Genomic DNA, 19,927 nt, shown 5'->3' on the forward strand with positions numbered 1-19,927 from the left:
TCAGTTCCCTTCTGTTGCCGGCCGGCCGAGCCGGTCGGTCAGCCAGTCGACGATGGTCGGCAGGACGGGGCCGGATCCCATGTGTCCGCCGGGAAAAAGCCGTGCGGTCTTCGGGTCACCGTGCTCGAGGGCGAGGTGGATGTCGGCGGAGGCGTTCTGCTGGTCGTCCTTTCCGTTGACCAGCAGCAGCGGACACGACCTCAGGTCCAGAATTCCCTGGTCCAGCAGGGAGAGTTCGGGGCAGCGCGCGACGTAGTCGGCGAAGGTGGTGCCACCGAAGATGCGAGCGCGGGCGGGCATGAGATCCATCAGGTAGGACGCGGCGTTCCGGGACTTCTCCTGCCATTCGGGCTGGAACGTCAGGTGCACCCCGCCGCCCCAGTTGACCGCGGCGGTGAGATGTTCGCGGTGCGTGTGCGCCAGTTTCATCGCCCAGTACCCGCCGAAGGACAGCCCGAGGGCCGCGACCCGATCCGCGTCGAGGTCGTTCCTGCTCCGCAACCAGTCGAACACCGGATCCCACTGGCGTTCCGCGTCCGGACCGGCCAGCACCGGAGACTGCCCGACACCCGGCTTGTCGATGTGCACCGTGGCGAAACCATGCTCGCGCAGCAGCCGACCGCGGGCGTAGCTCTCCTCTTTCCACACGTCGATTCCGCCCCACATCAGCACGACCGGTGCCCTGGCCGCGCCGGAGCCGGGTGGCCGGGCCACCAGGAGCGAGACGGAGTCGCCTTCGTCCGCGCGACCGTCGAACGGGACACTGACCTGTTCGACGGGCGTGTTCTCCAGTTCGCAGACCCGGGCGAAGTAGGTCCGAGCCAGCTCGTACGCGGCCAGCTTGGCGGGATGGGTGGGCGAGGGGTATCGCCCGAGGAACGCGAACTGGTAGGCCTGCCACCAGTTCTCCAGCGCGGTGCCGCGGTCGCCGTCGGCTTCGGCCCGCTCGGCCGCCGCCGCGAACTCCGCCGCGCCGCCGAGCCAGTGCTCCGCCCAGCGGACCGGGTCGACGCCGGGCAGCGTCTCGATGTACCGGGAAGCCGCGGCCTCGCCGATGGCGTTGAACGGGTTGCGCCGCTGCGCGAGATGCGTACGCAACCACGACTTCGCCTCTGGCAGGGACGGGGCGGTCTCGTCGGCCAACCGGACCTCCTCCTTCACGTCGGTCATGCCGGGAGCGCCATCCGCTGGTGGCACGCCTCGATGAGTGGATACGCATCGCGATGTCGTTGCTCCTGCTCGAGGCCCGCGATCGCGACCGATGTCTTCACCAGGACCGCGCACCGTTCCCGGCGGCGGTCCATGAATGCCTTGAGCGCCTTCCGGGTGTCCTGGCAACGGTCCAGCTCCTGAGCCAGGACCAGGCCGTCCTCGATGGCGAGTGCGGCCCCGCTGGCCATCTGCGGCGAGGGCGCGTGCGCGGCGTCGCCGATGACGACGCTGGTCCCGTCGAACCACGACGTGTCGACGAACGCGGTCTGCGCGGGCCGCCGAACCACCGAATCGGACCGTGCGACCTGGGGGCGGATCTCGGCGACACGGCCGGTGAACGGTGCCAGCAGATCCGCCATCCGCGGGGCGAGGCCGGCATCCGGAAGCACGTCCGGTCGAACCCCGTTCTCGGTGAGGAAGACGTATGCCTGGCTCGGGGAGATCGGCACGACTCCCGCCTGGTGGACGGCACCGGCGAAGGTGTGGATGCCGGTGGCCCAGTCGGGACGCGGCACGAGGGCCCGCCACACCATCTGGCCGTGATAGCGAATCGGGGCAGGACGGCCGATGAGGTCACGAACGACGGAACGAATGCCGTCGGCACCCACGAGCAGGTCGACGGTTCGCACCGTCGCGTCGGTCAGTTCGGCGCGTACCCGGCCGTCCCCCGGGTCCAGGTGGGAAACACTGAGTCCATAGCGGATCCGCGCACCGAGCCGCAGCGCCTCGGTGCGCAGGATCCGGTGCAGCTCCGGGCGCGCGATCCCCACCATGGCCGGGCGATCCTGGCCGATCAGGCGCGGGAGCTCGATCGGGATCGCCACCCCGTTCGCGTCGACGTTGGTGATGACGCTCATGCCGTACCCGGTGGCGAGGCACTGATCGGCCAGCCCCAGGCCGTCGAGCGCGCGAAGCGAAGGGCCGGTCAGGCTCAGCCCCCATCCGGCGGTGGCACCCTCACCGCCCGCTTCGATGACCTCGACAAGCCATCCCCGTCGAGCCAGGGCGCTCGCTGTGGTCAATCCCGCGATGCCGGCACCGACGATCAGCGCTGAACGTGCGCCGTCACTGTTGTCCATGGGCCCTCCATGCCGCTGTGTTCGGCCAAGCTAGGCGGGCGGCCCTGAGTGCCCAGTCCGGTTCAGGCGAATGTTGTCCGGTTCCGGCAACGGTTCCGGAATCGGATACCGACGTCTGGAACCGGACAACGACCTCGTCGCCGCGGACCTAGCGTGTCCAGCACCGCAACCGGAGGTCCGACCCAGGAGGACGACACGTGCGCATCGGCAACCTTGCAGGACGGCTCACTCTGTTCACCGCGACCGACCCGGTCCGCGCGGTCGACGTCGAGAAGGCGTCGGCCGGCCGGTTCGGCTCGGACCCGCAGGCGGTGTTCGCGGTGTGGGAGGAGTTCCTCGGCTGGGCGCGTGCCGCCGACCTGTCCGGCGCGACCGGGTTCGACCTGGCCGATCTCGACGCCCCGGCGCCCGCCCCCGGCCAGGTCTTCGCGATCGGGCTCAACTACGCCGAGCACGTCGAGGAGTCCGCGATGGACCGGCCGGAGCGGTTCCCGTTGGTGTTCACCAAGTTCCGCTCGGCCCTGTCCGGCCCGGTGACCACGGTGGTGCTGCCCGACGGCGGGCACACCGACTGGGAGGTCGAGCTGGTCGTGGTGATCGGCCGGGACGCGCGAGCCGTCGCCGCCGACGCCGCGTGGAGTCACGTCGCCGGGCTGACCGTCGGCCAGGACATCAGCGAACGGATCGGGCAGCTCGCCGGCCCCAGTCCGCAGTTCAGCCTGAGCAAGTCACATCCGGGCTTCGCGCCGCTGGGGCCGTGGCTGGTCACCGTGGACGAGTTCGACGACCCGGACGATCTCGCCCTCGGCTGCGAGATCAACGGCGAGCCCGTGCAGCGCGGCCGGACCCGGAACCTGCTGTTCGGGATCCCCGCGCTGATCGAGGGGCTGTCCAAGGTCACCCCGCTGCGCGCAGGGGACATCCTGTTCACCGGCACCCCGTCCGGGGTCGGACTGGGGCGCAGGCCGCAGCGTTTCCTGCGCGATGGCGACGTTCTCACCAGTCACGTCGAGGGCGTCGGGGAGCTGCGCCAGACCTTCACAGCGGGCTGAGCCCGGGAGTGCGACACCGCCACCGCCCGACCCGACGAGGAGAACCATGGCACTACACAGACTGGCGCGCGTGGTCATCGGCGTTCCGGACGTCGTCGCGACCGGCGCCTACTACCGCGACTTCGGACTGGACCAGCTGTCCGACGATCCCCGCGGGCAGCGCTTCGGTACCCAGGACGGTGGCGAGCAACTCAGCCTTGTCCCTAGCCCACGACGCAGGCTCGTCGAACTCACCGTCGGCGCCGACGACGCGGACGACGTCGGCCGGGTCGCGGCCGCCCTGACCCGGCTCGGAGTCGCGGCCGAGGGCGGCAGGCCCGGTGCCGGCTGGATCGCGGCGGTCGAACCGGTCACCGGGCTGCGCGCCGTCGTCCGCGTCGAGCCGCGCCGCGTCCAGCGCGCGGTCGCGGCGACCCCGTACAACGGGCCCGGCCGGATCGACCGCACCGGCCGGGCACCCGGCGTCGAGCGCACCGCGGCGGTGCGGCCCCGCAGGCTCGGGCATGTCGTGGTGGGCAGCACCGATCCGGACGCGACCGAGCGGTTCTTCCGCGACGGGCTGGGTTTCCGGCTCTCCGACCGGATCGCAGGTGCGGGAGCCTTCCTGCGCTGTTCCACCGACCATCACAACGTCCTGGTCCTTCGCGCTCCGACGACGTTCCTGCACCACACCTCATGGCAGGTCGACGACGTCGACGAGGTCGGCCGGGGCGCCACAGCGATGTTGGCGGGCCATCCCGAACGGCACGTCTGGGGTCTCGGCAGGCACCACGCCGGCTCGAACTTCTTCTGGTACCTGAAAGATCCCGCAGGCAACTTCAGCGAGTACTACTCCGACATGGACTGCATCGTCGACGACCAGCTCTGGACGGCGGAGGCCCTCGAGGGCGCCAAGGGCCTGTTCAACTGGGGGCCGCCGCCTCCACCGTCGTTCCTGCGGCCGGAGGACCTCGCCGAGCTGATGACCGGCGCACACGCGCCGCGCTGACCTTTCGCCCGATCCCTCGCCGGAGGTGACGATGACCGAGACCGAGACCACCGATCCGACCGGACGGCCACGCGACGACATCCTGCACGACGTCGTGCTGATCGGGTACGGCCCGGTCGGCCAGACCCTGGCGGCCCTGCTCGGGCAGGCCGGCCACAAGATCGCGGTGTTCGAGCGCTGGCCCCGGCTGTACGGCCGGGCGCGCGCCGGGCACGTCGATCACGAGATCATGCGGATCTTCCAGTCCCTCGGCATCGCCGAGCGGGTCGGGCGGGACATGTTCCGCGCCACCAAGTACGTGTTCCGCAACGCGGGCGGCGAGACCCTGCTGACCTTCGACTGGGACGCCGACGGCATCTCCGGCTGGCCCTCGGACTACATCATGTACCAGCCGTCGATCGAGGACGCGCTTGACGCGGCGGTGCGCGCCCAGCCGACCGTCTCGGTGCACCAGGGCTGGGAGGCCACCGCGCTCACCCGGCACGAGGACCACGTCGAAGTCACCCTGCGCGAGAGCACCGGATCCCGCACCGGCAAGGGAGTCCTCGGCGCGCGGACCCGGACGGTTCGGGGCCGGTACCTGGTGGGCGCCGACGGCGCGAACAGCTTCGTCCGTACGCGACTCGGCACCACCCAGACCGACTTCGGGTTCCGGGAGACCTGGTTCGTCTGCGACCTCGAGCCGAAGGTCGCGCTGGACTTCGGATTCGACAACGGGCAGGTGTGCGACCCGGCCCGGCCGCACTGCCTGTTCCAGCTCGGCACCCGGCACCGCCGGTTCGAGTTCGCGCTGTTGCCCGGCGAGGATCCCGAGCGATTCGGTGACCCGCGGACGGCCTGGAAGCTGCTCGCGCCCTACGGCGTCACACCGGACAAGGCCGATCTCGTCCGGCACGCGGTCTACACCTTCCAGGCCAGGCTCGCCGACCGGTGGCGCCGCGACCGGATCCTGCTGACCGGCGACGCCGCGCACGTCATGCCGCCGTTCATGGGGCAGGGGATGTGCTCGGGGATCCGCGACGCCAAGGCCCTGGCCTGGCGGCTCGATCTGGTGCTGCGTGACCTTGCCGGCGACGCCCTTCTCGACAGCTACCAGGTCGAGCGGGCGCCGCACGTCGAGACGCTGATCCAGATGTCCGTCGAGGCGGGCCGGGTGTCCTGCACCTTCGATCCGGAGATCGCCGCGGCCAGGGACGAGGCCTTCCGGCGTGGCGAGGTCCCGCCCCCGCCGCCCTTCCCGCACCTGCTCGACGGGCTGCTCGACACCGAAGCCGGAGGCAGGGCGGCTGAGGTCGTGGGTCGGCTCGCCCCACAGGGCCGCGTGCGGACCGGCGGCCGGACCGGGCGCTTCGACGACGTGGTCGGCCACGGGTGGACCCTGTTGCTCGCCCCCGGCACGGGCTGCGATCTCACCACCGGCCAGGCCGCCCTGCTCGACCGGCTCGGCGCCCGGGTCGTCGCCATCGGCGAGGACCCCGCCGACGTCGACGGCTACTACGCCGACTACTTCGCCCGGACCGGCGTCTCGATGATCCTCTACCGCCCGGACTTCTACGTCTTCGGCGCCGCCGAGACCAGCGGCGCGATGGGCCGGGTCGTCGACGCGCTCGGCCGGGCGATCGGCGGGCCGGCGCGGATCGTGGCCGCTCCGTGACGGAGATCCCGAGCTGGAAGGCCGCGGCGGAGGCGCACAAGCGGGCGATGCCGGTGCAACGTCTCGTCGGCAACGGCATGGATTTCGCCGACGTCAGCGAGCTCTACCGGCTCGTCGACACCGGACGGCCGTGGGACGAGGCCGCCGAGGAGCTGGGCGAGCGGAACCTGGCCCGCGCGGATGCCGCGCTCGCCGAGGGGCACACCGCGACCGCACGCGACTGGTACCTGTTCGCCTCGGCATGCTTCCGGGTCGGGCAGGTCCCGCTCGCCGACACCGAGCCGCGCAAGCGGGAGCTGTACCGCAAGCTGATCGCCGCCTTCGGCGCCGCGGGCGCACTGGCCGAGCCGGTCACCGAGCACCTGGACGTGGACACCCCGGCCGGGGTCGTGTCGGGCTGGCTGCTGCGCCCTGCCCAGGTCCGGAACCCGCCCACCGTGGTGATCGTCGGCGGGTTCGACGGGTGGCGGGAGGAGTACCACCTCGGTGCGACGTATCTGCTCGACCGCGGAATCGCCGCGTTCCTCGCCGATGGTCCCGGCCAGGGGGAAAGCAGGCTGTTCCACGGCAGCCGGATGACCCCGGGCGTGGACGAGGCGTTCGGGACCGTCGCGGAGACCCTGCGTGCGGACGGCCGGCTCGGCGACCGGGTCGGGATCTGGGGGAACAGCATGGGCGGGTTCCTCGCCGGGCTGGCCGCGAGCGCGGGCGAGGGGTTCGCGGCCTGCTGCGTCAACGGCGGCACCGTCCGTCCCGCCGAGATCCTGGACCGTTACCCGAGGTTCATCGCGAAGGTGGGGCCACTGCTCGGGATCGACGACCCCGAGCAGGCTCGGGTGGCGATGGAGCGCTTCCGGCTGACCCCGGAGCGCCTGGCCCGCCTCCAGGTGCCCTTGCTGGTCCTGCACGGCAGGCCCGACCGGGTGTTCCTGATCGAGAACGCCCGCGCGCTGTTCGACGCCGCGGGATCGCCCGACAAGCGCTGGGCCGAGTGGCCCGACGGCGACCACTGCGTCTACAACCGTTCGCACGAGAAGCACGTGCTCGTCGCGGACTGGTTCGCCGACCGACTGCTCGCCTCGACGGGCCGTGTTCCGCCACCTCGATCGGTGACATGATGGTCTCGCCTGTCAAGGAGGTGGGCGGTGTTGTCGAATCCCCTCCGCGATTTCGTCATCACGAAGTCCGGCAATCCGGTCAACCTGCTCCACTCGGCGGCCCGGCTCTTCGGCGGGGCGGTCACCACCAGCCCCCTCGGCCCCTTCGCCGACGGTGAGCACGAGGTACGCGGTGTCGCGTCCGCGGACTTCGCCGTCGGCTACTTCGCGTCCTCGTTGGCGGTGCGGGTCGGCACGGCGCCCGGCAGGGAGTCGTACTTCGTCAACCTGGGCCTGGCCGGTGAGATCTCCGCGAGCAGTGACGGCCGGCAAGCCGTCCTCAGCCGGGCCAGGGCCGGGGTGTTCAATCCGGGCGACGCCCAGGAACTTCGCCCGAGCCGGCCGGGGACGAGATTCCTGGGCCTGCGGATCGACGCCGGACTCGTCCGGCGGGAATTCGCGGCGCTCACCGGGCGCCCGACCGGTTCCACCGTGCGTTTCGACCTTCCACTCGACCTGTCCGAACCGCGGGGCAGGGCGGTGAAGCTGCTGATCGGGTCATTGATCGAGCAACTCGACTCCGGCGATCCACTGTTCCAGCGGGAGGAACTGCAACGGAGCCAGTTGCGCTGCATCGTGACCGCGCTGCTGCTGGCCCAGTCGCACACCCATACCGCCACGCTGCGCGGCGTCCCCGGGATGCCGCATCCCAGAGCGCTGCGTGCGGCCGTCGCCTTCGTCGAAACCAACCTGTCGGAACCGATCTCCCTCGGCCAGATCGCGGAGGCGGCCGGGTGCAGCGCGCGGACGATCAGCAGCGCGTTCCGGGGGAAACTCGGGACATCTCCGATGGGTTACGTCCGCGACCTCCGGCTGGACCGGATACGCCACGACATACTGACGACCGGTGACCGGATCGGAGAAATAGCGTATCGCTGGGGCATGACCCATCTTGGCCGATTCGCAGGCGAGTACCGTTCGCGGTTCGGCGAGCTTCCGTCGGCCACCGCCGCCCGGAGGTAGTCCGTGGGCGGTCGTTCCCCTTTGCTGTTTGTCGTTAGATGGACAGTTTGTCGAGGATGGCGGCCACCTCGGCCGCTCTGAACACGAAGCCCGCGTGGGCCGTGTCGAGGGTGTGAACGTCGTACGGGTTGTCAGGGGTCAGGGCGTCCGCTTCGGCGATCAGCCTGTCCTGTATGGCCAGGGGGAGGGTTCGGTCGCCGGTGAGTCGAATGTAGCTGCGGGCGATCGTGCCCCAGGTGTCGGCGCGGACGCGGGCGTCGGCCGTCATCACCGCGATCGACTCGTCCGGCTGCAGGATGTTGAGGAAGGCACGGAACTGTTCGTCGGTGACGTCCGCCATGATCGCCGCCTTGAGTGCGGCGAGCAGCCTGGCGTCCGCGGTGCGGTAGTTGGCTCGCCCGACACCGAGTAGGGCCGGATCTCCGACATTGAACGCGTGGAGAGGGGCCAGCAGACTGGCTCCGAACTCGGGCTCCCGCATGTATTCGATGGGCTTGGCTCGTCGCACGCACGACCACGCGGAGATGTAGACGAGCCGATCCACCAGCTCGGGGACCGTGTGGCCCACTCCGGTGATGGCCGTCCCGCCGAGGCTGGCACCCACGAGCACCACGGGCCCGTGCACCGCCACATCCCAAGGCCGTCCCTCGCCTCAATCCCGGCGTCCGACCTTGTTCATCAAACCGCACCCAGACCCACGCAGTGGGTCATGCCGGGCTCACGATCACGCCGTTTACCAGCGGCTCAGCGGCTCACTGCCCCTTTCTCTCGTACTTGGGCTGCCCCGTGTCCATCTCGGGAGCCGGCCGCCGCGCGCGGACCTGGTCGATGAGCTGGTCGGCCGTGGTGCTCTGGCGCGGTGAAGGCCAGGCGACAGGTGCCTGGATCGCCGCCGGGGCTGTCCACCGCACCGCGGCATCACTCAGGGAGGGGACTTATACAGCGACTGCACCCCGGCCACCGCCACGACCGTGTACAGCCCGACGAACGGCACCCTGGAGCGGGGCACCCGCAACGCCCGTGGCCTGCTCACGGCCAGCACGGCCACCAGCAACAGCCCCGCGCCCGCCATCCGCGCCCACACGGCTTCGAGCGGCGTCAGCCCGGCGGCGCCGAGGTATTTGGCCAGCGTTCCCGAGAACGCGAAACACCACGACGACGCGAGCGCGAGCGCCGGCCCCGCATACCTCACCCCGCACCAGCTGCGCCGTCATGACCGTTCCCGTGGGACGGACGCTGACATATCCGGAATTCCGGTCGCAACGGAATAACGGCGCCCAGCCGGCGACCATCGGACCACCGCAACGGCCCGGGCGCGGCCGTTTTACGGGTTTCCGCCATCGAAGACGGCGGTTCGCCCCCATGGTGGCCGCCCGGACGCCCGCCTAGCCTCACCCGGTGTGATCAGTCTCAAGGGATTGTGCAAGCGCTACGGAGACCGTACGGCCGTGGACGACCTGTCGCTGGAGGTCAGGCCGGGTGCGGTGACGGGGTTCCTCGGACCCAATGGCGCGGGGAAGTCCACGACGATGCGCCTCATTCTGGGCCTCGACCGCCCCACGGCGGGCACCGCGCTGATCGGCGGCGTCCCGTACCGCGAGCTGAGGAACCCGCTGCGCACGGTCGGCGCGATGCTGGACGCGCGGGCGCTGCACCCCGGCCGGAGCGGGTACGCGCACCTGACGGCGCTGGCGCGCAGCAACGGCATCGCGCGCGGCCGGGTGACGGAGGTCCTGCAGACGGTCGGCATGGCGGAGGTGGCGCGCCGGCGGGCCGGGGCGCTGTCGCTGGGCATGAGCCAGCGGCTCGGCATCGCCGCGGCGCTGCTCGGCGACCCCGAGGTGCTGATTTTCGACGAGCCCGTCAACGGCCTCGACCCGGAGGGCGTGCGCTGGGGGCGTCACCTGATGCGCTCGCTGGCCGACGAGGGACGCACGGTGTTCGTCTCCAGCCATCTGATGAGCGAGATGCAGCTCACCGCCGACCATCTCGTCGTGATCGGCAGGGGGCGGCTCATCATGGACGCGCCGCTGGCCGAGGTGATCGCCGGCAGCGCCCTGACGGCCGTGGCCGTCCGCACGCCGCACGCGGATGACCTGTCGGCGCGGCTGGGCGCGGCGGGCGTCACCGTGGAGCGCCTGGGCGAGAACGAGCTGGTCGCGACGGGCGCCACGATCGAGCGCGTCGGCGACCTGGCGTACGAGGCGGGCATCCGGCTGCACGAGCTGCGCACCCGCGAGGCCTCCCTGGAGCAGGCCTACCAGGAGCTGACGGCCGGCAGCGTGGAGTACTCGACGAGAGGGACGGCGGCGTGAACGTGGAAGGCGTGAGTGTGGAAAGCGTGGAAGACGCGACGAGAGGAAGGCGGGGCCAGAGGGCGGCGGCCCGCTCGACGGAGCTCGTGCCGCTGGGCCGGGCGGTCGGCGCCGAGTGGGTGAAGCTGTGGTCGGTCCGCTCCACCTGGTGGTGCCTGGCCGGCGCGGCGGCCCTGATGGTGCTCGGCGCGGTGACGGTCGGCGCCGGCGAGGCCACCGACCTGGCGCGCTCGGGCGCCGGGAACGCGCGCCTCACCGCCGGCGAGCCGGTGCTGTCGGCCGCGGCGCTCGTCCCGTTCGCGATGGCCGCGATGGCGACGCTGGTGATCACCTCGGAGTACGCCTCGCGCGGCATCTGGGGCACGCTCCAGGCCGTGCCCGTCCGCGGCCGGGTGCTCGCCGCGAAGGCGCTGGTGGTGGCGCCGGTGGCGGCCGTCGCGGGAGTGCTGTCGGGGACGGCGGCGACCGCGGCCGTCGCCGCGGTGCTGTCCGCGGACGTGTTCGGCGTCCGCGTGGCGCTGCCGCCGGCCGACATCGCGCTCGACCTCCTGCGCATGGGCCTCTTCTTCGCCCTGGTGTCGGTGATGACCGTCGGCGTGGGCGCCGCCGTGCGCAGCGCCGCCGGAACGCTGAGCGTCGTGTTCATGCTGCTCATGGGCGTGCCGATGCTCCTGCTGATGACGGGCGGCTCCGTGGCGCTGGAGGCGTCGTTGCGGATGCCGCTGTTCGCCGGGCTCGCCTTCCTGGAAAGCGCCGACACCATCACCGGGGGCCCGATCCCGTACCCGGCGGGTGAGGGGCTGGCCTGGCTGCTGGCCTGGACGGCGGCGGCGCTGGCCGCCGGCCACGCGATGCTGCGCCGGCGCGACGCCTAGACTGCGGCCGTGCCGGCTTCCCCCCTCTCCCTCGCCTCCATGCCGGGCCACCGGGTCGCGCGCACCCTGACCGGGGTGCTCGCGGGCGCGGCGCTCGGGATCGTGGAACTGGCCTTCCTCTGCGCGGCCGTCCCGGCCCGGCTGATCCCGCCCGCGCGGCCCGCCGCCGGCCGTGGCCTGGCCCGGCTGGTGTCGCTGGAGCGGGCGCGGCTCGCCCGCTGGTTCGACCACGCCACCGAGCCGGTGAGCGGCGGTTACGGCTTCCTCGCCGCCCGCGCCGCCCTGGGCGTCGTGGTGGGGTACGCCTTCGCGGCCGGGCTGTTCCTGTCCGGCCTGCTCCTGACCGGCGGGCTGTGGGCCCTGGTCACCGGGCAGGGCGAGGCCGTGGCCGTCAACCTGCCCGGCGTGCGGCTGGTCACCGACAGCGGGATCGTCGGGCTGGTCACCGCGGCGCTCCTGCTGACCCTGACCGTGCCGGCGACGCTCGTCGCCGGCGCCGCCGAGCGCCGCCTGGCCGGCCACTTCCTCGGGCCGGGCAGGCAGGAGCTGATGCGCAGGCGCATCGCCGAGCTGACCGCGACCCGCTCCGGCATCGTCCGCGCCGTGGACGACGAACGGCGCCGGATCGAGCGCGACCTGCACGACGGCGTCCAGCAGCGGGGGGTGGCGCTGGCCATGCTGCTCGGCCGCGCACGGCACGACGCCGACCCCGCCAGAGCCGGCGAGCTGGTCGCCCAGGCCTACACCGAGTCGCGCCGGCTCCTGGACGAGCTGCGCAGCGTCGCCTGGCGGATCTATCCGACGGCCCTGGACGAGCTGGGCCTGCGCGCCGCGCTCACGGGCGTGGCCGAGCGGTCGGGCGTGCCGGTGACCGTACACTACGGGCTGGCCGAACGGCCGGTGCGCGAGGTCGAGACGGCCCTGTACTTCGTCGCCCGCGAGGCGATCACCAACGCGATCAAGCACGCGGGCGCGGGCGACATCCTGGTCGTGCTGACCGAGGACGACGGGACGGTGAGTGTGGCGATCTCCGACGACGGCGCCGGCGGCGCCGACCCCGCGGGTGGCGGGCTGTCCGGCCTGGCCAGGCGGGTCCTGGCGCTGGACGGGACGTTCACCGTCGACAGCCCGCCGGGCGGCCCGACCACGATCGCGGCGACGCTGCCCAGGGAGGCGCCGTGCGGGTGATCCTGGCCGACGACTCGGTGCTGCTGCGCGAGGGCCTGAGCCGGCTGCTCGGCGACGCCGGGCACGAGGTCGTCGCCTCCGTCGGCGACGCCGCGGCGCTGCTCGACGCCGTCGTCTCGCACCGCCCCGACGTGGCCGTGATCGACGTGCGCATGCCTCCGACGCACACCGACGAGGGGCTGCGGGCGGCCCTCGAGATCCGCGAACGCCTCCCGGACGTCGGCGTGCTCGTCCTGTCCCAGTACGTGGAGACGACCTACGCGGCCACCCTCCTCGGGGGCCGCACCGAGGGGCTCGGCTACCTGCTCAAGGACCGGGTCTCGGAGGTGGCCGACTTCCTGGACTCCCTCGGACGGGTGCACGCGGGCGGCACGGTCGTGGACCCGGAGGTGGTCCGCCGCCTCCTGGCCCGCACCGCCCGCGCCGACCCGCTGAGCCGGCTGAGCCCGCGCGAGACGGAGGTGCTGCGGCACCTCGCCCAGGGCTACGTCAACACGGCGATCGCGGCCCGCCTGCACGTGTCGCTCAGCACGGTCGAGAAACACATCAACGCCATCACCGACAAGCTCGACCTGCCGCGCGACCCCGGCTACAGCCGCCGCGTCCTGGCCATCCTGCGCTATCTCGACGCCTGACCGCCTCGACGGGAGACGCTCGGCCGGCGGGCAGGAGGTCGGGGGCGCGCGCCGCGATCGTACGGATCAGACGTTGAGGACGAGCTTGCCCCGGGTGCGTCCCTCCTCGCCGCGCCGGTGCGCCTCGGCGGCCTGCTCCAGCGGGAGAACGCCCTCCACCTCGACCGCGACGTCGCCCTGGTCGATGAGGGCGGCGATGCGGGCCAGCGCCGGCGCGTCGGGCTCGACCAGGAACGGCGTGGCCCGCACCCCCGCCGCCCGCGCCCGCTCGGCCACCTCGGGCGACACCCCGGACGGGACCGCCACGAGCAGCCCGCCGGGCCGCAGCACGCCCAGCGAACGCGTGCTGGTGGCGTCGTGCCCGTCGCCCACCAGGTCGATGACCACGTCCACGTCGGCCACGGCGTCCTCGAAGCGGGTCGTGGTGTAGTCGATCGTCTCCTCGGCGCCGAGCTTGCGCAGCCACTCGTGCTTGGCCGCGCGGGCCGTCGTGACGACGTGCGCGCCCAGGTGGCGGGCGAACTGCACGGCCAGGTGACCGACGCCGCCCGCTCCGGCGTGGATCAGCACCCGCTGCCCGGGCCGGACACCCGCCGTGTCGGTCAGCGCCTGCCAGGCGGTCAGGGCGGCCAGCGGTACGGCGGCCGCGTGCTCGTGGTCCAGGGTGGCCGGCTTGCGGGCGAACTGGCGGGAGGGGGCGGTGACGTACTCGGCGTAGCCGCCGGCCGCGCGGGGGAACCACGGCATCCCGTACACCTCGTCGCCCGGCTTCCAGGTGGTCACGCCGAAGCCGACCTCCTCGACCACGCCGGAGACGTCCCAGCCGAGGATGAACGGCGGCTGGCCGAGCACCCCGGCCATGCCGCCCCCGGAGCGGGTCTTCCAGTCCACCGGGTTGACCCCGGCGGCGCGCACCCGGACCAGCACCTCGGTGGGCAGGGGCTCGGGACGGGGGACACGGACCGGCTCCAGCACCTCGGGGCCGCCGAACGCGGGCTGGCTGACGGCGCGCATGGTGGGCGTCGACATGCTGTTTCTCCTTGCTTGATGGGCTTGGTGCGACGATCCCGGACGCTATCCGCACGGTGGTAGTAACCCGCAAGGAGTCTTACTATCTGTTGGGTAGTACGAGAGGAGTCCCAGCCGTGATCATGAGGTGCCCCAGCGGCGAGCACGACCGCCACGACGTCTACTCGGCGCTCTGCCCCTGCCGCGACGTGCTCGACCTGCTGGCCAACAAGTGGTCCACGCTGGCCATCGGCGCCCTGGAGGACGGGCCGCGGCGCTTCGGCGAGCTGCAACGGCAGCTCCAGGGCGTCAGCCCCAAGGTGCTCACCCAGACGCTGCGGCGGCTGGAGGAGGCGGGCTTCGTCGACCGCACCGTGTACCCGGCCGTGCCGCTGCACGTGGAGTACGCGCTGACCGAGCTGGGCCGCAGCGTGACCGTGCCGCTGGGCATGCTGCGCTCCTGGGTGGAGCAGCACCTGCACGAGATCCCCGCCCGGTCGTAGCGAAGCCGCGGGCTCAGGCGGCGGGGCGGCAGACCGTGCCCGGCGCGGGCGGGCGCAGGCTGATCAGGTAGCGGTTGACGTGGGCGACCACGCACGAGACGCCACTGTTGTACAGGGCGTGGCCGTCGCTCTCGTACCGCAGCGCCGACGACCCCGGCACCCGCCGCACGATGTCCGCGGACTGGTCGAAGTCCGTCCAGGAGCCGACGCCCAGGAACGGCGGCAGTCCCGTGGCGGGCAGCGGCGCGGGCGGGTTGACGACGGGGGCGGGCCAGCCGGCGCAGCCGAGCGGGTGCCACAGCTCGATTCCCGCGAGGTCCGGCAGCAGCCGCTCGCCCGCGAGCCGGGCCGTCCGGTACTGCTCGTAGTCGCGGTAGCCGAGACCGTCGAGGCAGTGGGTCATGTTCATGCCGGTGAACGACGGGACCTTCGGGCTGCCGCCGGCCTGCCGGACGTAGTCGGCGAACCCGGAGGCGTCACCGCCGGCGGCCCGCCTGATCGCCTCGGCGAGCTGCGTCCAGCGGGGATACCCGGGCGCGGGGCCCGGCGAGACGACGCTGGCGACGGCGGCCTGCTTCAGATCGAACCCGCTGTAGGCGGCCCGGGAGGATTCCCCCCTGACCGGCACCGGGACGCGGTCGGCCCGCGCCACCAGCGCCCGCCAGAGCGCGCCGACGTCCTGCCCGTGCAGCGCGCACGCGGCGTTCGCCGCGCACCAGGCGGCGAACCGGCCGAAGGACCTCTCGTGGGAGCGCATGCCCTGCGCGCGGTCCATGAACGGGTCGGCCGCGCCGTCCATGACCATCGCGCGGACGCGGCCGGGGAACAGCCGGGCGTAGGCGATGCCGGGCACACCGCCGTAGGAGGAGGCGATGAAGCTCAGCCTCTCCTCTCCCAGCGCGACCCGGATCGCCTCCATGTCCCGCGCCACCGAGGCCGAGTCCATGTGGTCGAAGTAATCGGGATCGGCGGCGCGGCACCGCTCGGCCGCCTGCCTGTTGCGTCGTCCCAGCGCGGCGTACTCGGCGCGGCTGTCCGGCAGGGTGATCCACGGGCCGGAGACCAGGCACGCGTACGGCAGCACGCCCTTGTCGATGGTGTTGCGGGGGGCGACCGTGACCACGTCGAAGCGCTCGCGCAGCTCGGCGAAGCTGCCCGCGTACCTGCTGAGATCCGTCACCCCCGACGCGCCGGGCCCGCCGGGGATCGCGAACACCGCCCCGATCCGGCGCCCGACGCCGGTGGCGGGCAGCATGCCGACGGTCAGCCCGACCTTCCGGCCGGACGGCCTGGACCAGTCCACGGGCACCTCGATCGTGGCGCACCGCATCTCCTTGACGACCTCCTTGTCCGCGCAGCCCGTCCAGGCCAGGGACGACCCCGGAACGGACCCGGTCGGACCGGACGCGACGACGACGGGGCCCGCCGCCAGCAGGACGGTGGCGGCCGTGCCGATGGCCAGGACCTTGATCCGGCGTCCCCTGAGCGCGATCGCCGTCGCGCCCGCCGTCAACGCGGCGGCCACGTACGCGACCAGCAGTCCCGCCGCCGCGGCAGGGGGCAGGATCCCGCCGCCGACCCCCGCGATCTGCGCCGGCAGGTTCTCGATCATGAATGAGCCGGCCTGGGCGCGCAGCGGCGAGGGGAGGGTCTTCACCACCGTGGGCAGCGCCACGATGACCACGGCGAGGACGACCAGGGCGCCCGGCGTGGAGCGCACGGCGGCCCCGACGCCGAGCCCGACCAGCGTGACCGCCGCCATCGACAGCCCGGCGGCGACCACCGAGCCGAGCACGCCCGGCTCCGACAGCGGCGTGCCCAGCGTCTGCCCGTCGCGCAGGAGCTGGTCGGCCCGGTCGCCGAGCACCGCCATCGCCGCCAGGTGCATCCCGAACGCCAGGACCTGGCCCGCCACCAGCGACACCGCGGCCAGCCCCGGCACCTTGGCCAGCAGCAGCCGCAGCCGTCGGGGCACGGCGACCAGGCTCGTCCGGATCATCCCGGTGCCGTACTCCGAGGTGATCGCGAGGGCGCTCAGCGCGGCGAACACGAAGTACGCGACCGCGATGCCGTTGCCGAGGCCGTCCCCGTTGCCAGGGAAGCCCATCCGCTCCTCGACCGTCTGCCGGTCGAACCCGCGGCCGATGAGGAACGCCACCCCGCCGCAGGCCAGGACGGCCGCCACCGAGCAGGCCAGCAGGTGGAGGTTCGAGCGCAGCGAGCGGAGCTTCAGCCATTCCGAGGCGATCACGTCCCTCATCGGACGGCCTCCGGCAGACCCGTCCTGTACTCGGTGCTCTCCTCGGTGAGGCGCATGAACGCCTCCTCCAGGGACGCTCCACGCGGGGACAGCTCGGCGAGCGCGATCCCCTCCGACAGCGCGAGCACCCCGATCCGCGCCGCGTCCAGGTCCCGCACCGACAGGGCGCCGCCGTCCTCGGCCACCACCGCCGCCCCGTGCGCGCGCAGGACGCCGGCGAGCCGCTCCGCCTGAGGCGTGCGCACGAGCACCTCTCCCTGGAAGCGCCCGGCCAGGGCGTCCATGGCGCAGTCGGCGATCAGCCGGCCGCGCCCGATGACGACGACATGGTCGGCGGTGAGCGCCATCTCGTTCATGAGGTGGCTGGAGAGCAGCACGGTACGGCCCTCGGCCGCCAGCGACCGCAACAGCTCGCGCAGCCAGCGGATGCCCTCCGGGTCCAGCCCGTTCAGCGGCTCGTCGAGCATCAGCACCCCGGGATCCCCGAGGAGCGCCGCGCCGATCCCGAGGCGCTGGCGCATGCCGAGCGAGAACCCGCCGATCCTGCGGCCGGCGACCCCGGCCAGGCCGACCTGGTCGAGCACGGCGTCCACCCGGTCGCGGCCGATGCCGTTGCTGCGGGCCAGGCAGGCGAGGTGCGCGTGCGCGCTGCGGCCCCCGTGCACCGCTCCGGCGTCGAGCAGCGCCCCCATCGCCCGCAGGGGCCGGGGGAAGGACGCGTAGGCGCGGCCGTTCACCAGCGCCATGCCCGCACCGGGCGGCTCCAGGCCGAGGACGGCGCGCATGGTGGTGGACTTGCCCGCGCCGTTCGGCCCGAGGAAACCGGTCACCAGGCCCGGTCTCACCGTGAAACTCAGGTCGTCGACGGCGACCTTGCCGCCGTATCTCATGGTCAGCCCGATCACTTCGATCACGGTCTTCCCCTCGTCGCTCGGTTGACGGCCGTCAGCCTTCCGGCACGGCCGGCCGATCACGATGGGGGTGCGCCCACCGCCGGTGGCGGGTATCCCCACCCCCGCCGGTAGGTCTGGGCCTACCGTCACGGCGCCGCCGATCGGGCAGACTGCTGCCCGTGATCGGGATTCGCCGCGGGCGCGCAGGAGGGCCGTCGTGATCCGGCTTCGCCGCGGGCACGTAGGAGGGCCGTCGTGATCCGGGTTCGCCGCGTGTGCGGCGCGGCCGGAGGGCTGCTGCTCAGCGCCGCCACGGGCGTGGCGGCGCTGGCGCTGGCCGCCCTGCTGCTGGTGAGCGTCGTGCTGGTGCCGGTGGCCGGACTCGGCCGGCCGCCACTGGTCCGGGTGCTCGCGCTCGTCGGTTCCCTGGCCCGGTTCCAGCGCGCCTGGGCGGCCCGCGTCCTCGACCCGGAGGGGCCCGAGCCGCACCACTGGCGCCCCGGACCGGAGGAGCGCGGCCCCGCGACCCGGCGGGAGGTCGCCTGGCTCGCCGTGCACGGGGTCACCTGGCCGGGCCCCGCCCTCGTCGTCTGGGTGCTGGTGGCCGCCTTCGACTACGTCTTCTTCCGGGTGCGCGTGGTCCAGGCCGAGTCGGTGACCACCCTGGCCTTCAGCGTCTCCGTCGCGGCCATCGCCGCGATCACCCTGATGGCGCTGCCCCTGCTGAGGACCGTGCAGGCGCGGCTGACGGCGCTGCTGCTCCTCCCCGGCCTGACGCCGGCCGCGCGGATCAGGCAACTCACCGAGTCGCGGTCCGTGGTGGTCGACGCGCGGGAGGCGGAGCTGCGCCGCATCGAACGGGACCTGCACGACGGCGCGCAGGCCAAGCTCGTCGCGATCCGGATGCACCTGGGACTGGCCCGCGGCGCCGGCGACCCGGAAGAGGTCCGGCAGATGATCGACGAGGCCCGGGAGGTGGCCGCCCAGGCCCTGACCGACCTGCGGGACCTCGTGCGCGGCATCCACCCGCCGGTGCTGGCCGACCGCGGCCTGGCCGGCGCGATCGAGGCGGCCGCGCTGCTGTGCCCGGCGCCGGTCGAGGTACGGATCGACCTGCCCGGCCGCCTGGAGGCCCCGGTGGAGTCCGCGGCGTACTTCGCCACCGCCGAGGCGCTGACCAACGTCGCCAAGCACAGCGGCGCGTCCCGCGCGTGGCTGCGGGTGTCCCACACGGGCGGCCTGCTGCGCGTGACGGTGCGCGACGACGGCCGCGGCGGCGCCGACCGGTCGGCCGGCACCGGCATCCGCGGCATCGACCGGCGCCTGTCCGCCTTCGACGGACGCCTCACCCTGCACAGCCCTCCCGGCGGCCCGACCGAACTCACCATGGAGCTCCCGTGCGCGTTGTCATAGCCGAAGACCTCGCTCTCCTCCGGGACGGCCTGATCCGCCTGCTCACGGCCGGCGGCTTCGAGGTGGCCGAGGCGGTGGACAACGGCCCGATGCTGCTGGACGCCCTCACCCGCCACCGCCCGGACGTGGCCGTGATCGACGTCCGGCTGCCGCCCGGCCACACCGACGAGGGGCTGCGCGCCGCGCTGGCCGCCCGCCGCCTGGTGCCGGGGCTGCCGGTGCTGATCCTGTCGCAGTACGTGGAGCAGCTCTACGCCCGCGAGCTGCTGTCCGACCGGTCGGGCGGGGTCGGTTACCTGCTGAAGGACCGGGTGGGCGACGTCGACCGGTTCGTGGAGTCGGTGCGCCGGGTCGCCGCGGGCGGCACCGTGATGGACCCCGAGGTGATCGGGCAGTTGCTGACCCGCCGCAGCCGCGACGAGCCGCTGGGCGGGCTGACCCCGAGGGAGCGGGAGGTGCTGGCGCTGATGGCGGAGGGCCTGTCCAACCTGGCGATCGCCGCCCGCTTCCGGGTCACGGACAAGGCGGTCGGCAAGCACACGAACAACATCTTCGCCAAGCTCGGCCTGCCGCCGTGCGACGACCACAACCGGCGGGTGATGGCGGTGCTCGCCTATCTCCAGGCCGCGCCGCACCTGCCGTGAACCCCCGCGTCCGCCGATCGCCCGGCCCGGATGAGGGGGCGACCATGCCCGCGAGGAGACTGAGGGCCGGAGGAGATCACGACCTTGG

19 protein-coding genes are annotated in these 19,927 nt (G+C 73.0%); 12 read left to right on the forward strand and 7 right to left on the reverse strand.

Translation table 11 applies throughout. From position 1 onward, the window contains the following. A complete protein-coding gene (locus HTZ77_RS16610; RefSeq protein ID WP_175590498.1) occupies positions 1-1,170 on the reverse strand; it encodes an alpha/beta hydrolase family protein in 1,170 nt (389 codons plus the stop codon). Continuing rightward, on the reverse strand, positions 1,167-2,291 hold the full coding sequence (locus HTZ77_RS16615; protein WP_175590499.1) for an FAD-dependent monooxygenase: 1,125 nt from the start codon (positions 2,289-2,291) through the stop codon (positions 1,167-1,169). The genes HTZ77_RS16610 and HTZ77_RS16615 overlap by 4 nt, the downstream gene beginning before the upstream one ends. Positions 2,292-2,488: 197 nt before the next feature. Here HTZ77_RS16615 and HTZ77_RS16620 point away from each other — a divergent pair, with 197 nt between their 5' ends. The 5 genes from HTZ77_RS16620 to HTZ77_RS16640 are packed head-to-tail and all read left to right on the forward strand — an operon-like array spanning position 2,489 to position 8,105. Beyond that, positions 2,489-3,343: a fumarylacetoacetate hydrolase family protein gene (locus HTZ77_RS16620; protein WP_175590500.1), complete on the forward strand. Its 855-nt coding sequence runs from the start codon at positions 2,489-2,491 to the stop codon at positions 3,341-3,343. Positions 3,344-3,389: 46 nt separating this feature from the next. Continuing rightward, positions 3,390-4,331 carry a VOC family protein gene (locus HTZ77_RS16625; protein WP_175590501.1) on the forward strand — a complete coding sequence of 314 codons (942 nt, stop codon included), beginning with the start codon at positions 3,390-3,392 and terminating at the stop codon, positions 4,329-4,331. A 31-nt stretch (positions 4,332-4,362) separates the two neighbouring features. Then, the gene (mhpA, locus tag HTZ77_RS16630; RefSeq protein ID WP_175590502.1) at positions 4,363-5,985 is read left to right on the forward strand and encodes a bifunctional 3-(3-hydroxy-phenyl)propionate/3-hydroxycinnamic acid hydroxylase MhpA; all 1,623 of its coding nucleotides are present in this window, start codon (positions 4,363-4,365) and stop codon (positions 5,983-5,985) included. Next, positions 5,982-7,103 (forward strand): alpha/beta hydrolase family protein, encoded by a 1,122-nt coding sequence (locus HTZ77_RS16635; protein ID WP_175590503.1) that lies wholly within the window; start codon positions 5,982-5,984, stop codon positions 7,101-7,103. The genes mhpA and HTZ77_RS16635 overlap by 4 nt, the downstream gene beginning before the upstream one ends. Before the next feature lie 27 nt (positions 7,104-7,130). Next, entirely contained in the window at positions 7,131-8,105 is a 975-nt protein-coding gene (locus HTZ77_RS16640; protein WP_205302735.1) for a helix-turn-helix transcriptional regulator, read from the forward strand. A gap of 34 nt (positions 8,106-8,139) precedes the next feature. Here the strand turns inward: HTZ77_RS16640 and HTZ77_RS16645 are convergent, their stop codons facing one another. Together HTZ77_RS16645 and HTZ77_RS16650 are read right to left on the reverse strand one after the other, a co-directional pair. Further along, the gene (locus HTZ77_RS16645) at positions 8,140-8,730 is read right to left on the reverse strand and encodes an alpha/beta fold hydrolase (protein WP_205302736.1); all 591 of its coding nucleotides are present in this window, start codon (positions 8,728-8,730) and stop codon (positions 8,140-8,142) included. Between the two features lie 297 nt (positions 8,731-9,027). After that, on the reverse strand, positions 9,028-9,297 hold the full coding sequence (locus HTZ77_RS16650) for a DMT family transporter (RefSeq protein ID WP_235994766.1): 270 nt from the start codon (positions 9,295-9,297) through the stop codon (positions 9,028-9,030). 208 nt (positions 9,298-9,505) lie between these two features. On the opposite strand from HTZ77_RS16650, the gene HTZ77_RS16655 reads away from it, so the two are divergent. Genes HTZ77_RS16655 through HTZ77_RS16670 form a run of 4 tightly spaced genes read left to right on the forward strand, consistent with a single transcriptional unit; the run spans position 9,506 to position 13,118 of the window. Then, positions 9,506-10,420: an ABC transporter ATP-binding protein gene (locus tag HTZ77_RS16655; protein WP_175590504.1), complete on the forward strand. Its 915-nt coding sequence runs from the start codon at positions 9,506-9,508 to the stop codon at positions 10,418-10,420. 17 nt (positions 10,421-10,437) lie between these two features. After that, entirely contained in the window at positions 10,438-11,295 is an 858-nt protein-coding gene (locus tag HTZ77_RS16660) for an ABC transporter permease (RefSeq protein WP_175590505.1), read from the forward strand. A gap of 9 nt (positions 11,296-11,304) precedes the next feature. Beyond that, complete coding sequence (locus tag HTZ77_RS16665) at positions 11,305-12,483, forward strand: sensor histidine kinase (protein ID WP_328808620.1); 1,179 nt, start codon at positions 11,305-11,307, stop codon at positions 12,481-12,483. Next, the gene (locus tag HTZ77_RS16670; RefSeq protein ID WP_175590506.1) at positions 12,474-13,118 is read left to right on the forward strand and encodes a response regulator; all 645 of its coding nucleotides are present in this window, start codon (positions 12,474-12,476) and stop codon (positions 13,116-13,118) included. The genes HTZ77_RS16665 and HTZ77_RS16670 overlap by 10 nt, the downstream gene beginning before the upstream one ends. A gap of 66 nt (positions 13,119-13,184) precedes the next feature. Here the strand turns inward: HTZ77_RS16670 and HTZ77_RS16675 are convergent, their stop codons facing one another. Continuing rightward, on the reverse strand, positions 13,185-14,147 hold the full coding sequence (locus HTZ77_RS16675; protein ID WP_175590507.1) for an NADP-dependent oxidoreductase: 963 nt from the start codon (positions 14,145-14,147) through the stop codon (positions 13,185-13,187). A 122-nt stretch (positions 14,148-14,269) separates the two neighbouring features. Between HTZ77_RS16675 and HTZ77_RS16680 the strand changes: the two genes are divergently transcribed. Beyond that, complete coding sequence (locus HTZ77_RS16680) at positions 14,270-14,629, forward strand: winged helix-turn-helix transcriptional regulator (RefSeq protein WP_175590806.1); 360 nt, start codon at positions 14,270-14,272, stop codon at positions 14,627-14,629. Between the two features lie 13 nt (positions 14,630-14,642). Here the strand turns inward: HTZ77_RS16680 and HTZ77_RS16685 are convergent, their stop codons facing one another. Both HTZ77_RS16685 and HTZ77_RS16690 read right to left on the reverse strand, forming a co-directional pair. Then, entirely contained in the window at positions 14,643-16,889 is a 2,247-nt protein-coding gene (locus HTZ77_RS16685) for an alpha/beta fold hydrolase (protein ID WP_175590508.1), read from the reverse strand. Beyond that, positions 16,886-17,803 (reverse strand): ATP-binding cassette domain-containing protein, encoded by a 918-nt coding sequence (locus tag HTZ77_RS16690; RefSeq protein ID WP_175590509.1) that lies wholly within the window; start codon positions 17,801-17,803, stop codon positions 16,886-16,888. The genes HTZ77_RS16685 and HTZ77_RS16690 overlap by 4 nt, the downstream gene beginning before the upstream one ends. Before the next feature lie 234 nt (positions 17,804-18,037). Between HTZ77_RS16690 and HTZ77_RS16695 the strand changes: the two genes are divergently transcribed. After that, positions 18,038-19,195, forward strand: a complete 1,158-nt coding sequence (locus tag HTZ77_RS16695; protein WP_175590510.1) for a sensor histidine kinase — start codon at positions 18,038-18,040, stop codon at positions 19,193-19,195. After that, entirely contained in the window at positions 19,180-19,839 is a 660-nt protein-coding gene (locus HTZ77_RS16700; RefSeq protein ID WP_175590511.1) for a response regulator, read from the forward strand. The genes HTZ77_RS16695 and HTZ77_RS16700 overlap by 16 nt, the downstream gene beginning before the upstream one ends. Positions 19,840-19,927: the final 88 nt, after the last annotated feature.

The organism is Nonomuraea montanisoli, assembly GCF_013363975.1.
Lineage (GTDB): Bacteria > Actinomycetota > Actinomycetes > Streptosporangiales > Streptosporangiaceae > Nonomuraea > Nonomuraea montanisoli.

What these genes read in the sequence shown, in the direction of transcription:
- HTZ77_RS16685 (WP_175590508.1), bottom strand. Translation starts at nt 16,889, where the DNA reads ATGAGGGACGTGATCGCCTCGGAATGGCTGAAGCTCCGCTCGCTGCGC.
- HTZ77_RS16615 (WP_175590499.1), bottom strand. Translation starts at nt 2,291, where the DNA reads ATGGACAACAGTGACGGCGCACGTTCAGCGCTGATCGTCGGTGCCGGC.
- HTZ77_RS16680 (WP_175590806.1), top strand. Translation starts at nt 14,270, where the DNA reads ATGAGGTGCCCCAGCGGCGAGCACGACCGCCACGACGTCTACTCGGCG.
- mhpA (WP_175590502.1), top strand. Translation starts at nt 4,363, where the DNA reads ATGACCGAGACCGAGACCACCGATCCGACCGGACGGCCACGCGACGAC.
- HTZ77_RS16610 (WP_175590498.1), bottom strand. Translation starts at nt 1,170, where the DNA reads ATGACCGACGTGAAGGAGGAGGTCCGGTTGGCCGACGAGACCGCCCCG.
- HTZ77_RS16625 (WP_175590501.1), top strand. Translation starts at nt 3,390, where the DNA reads ATGGCACTACACAGACTGGCGCGCGTGGTCATCGGCGTTCCGGACGTC.
- HTZ77_RS16675 (WP_175590507.1), bottom strand. Translation starts at nt 14,147, where the DNA reads ATGTCGACGCCCACCATGCGCGCCGTCAGCCAGCCCGCGTTCGGCGGC.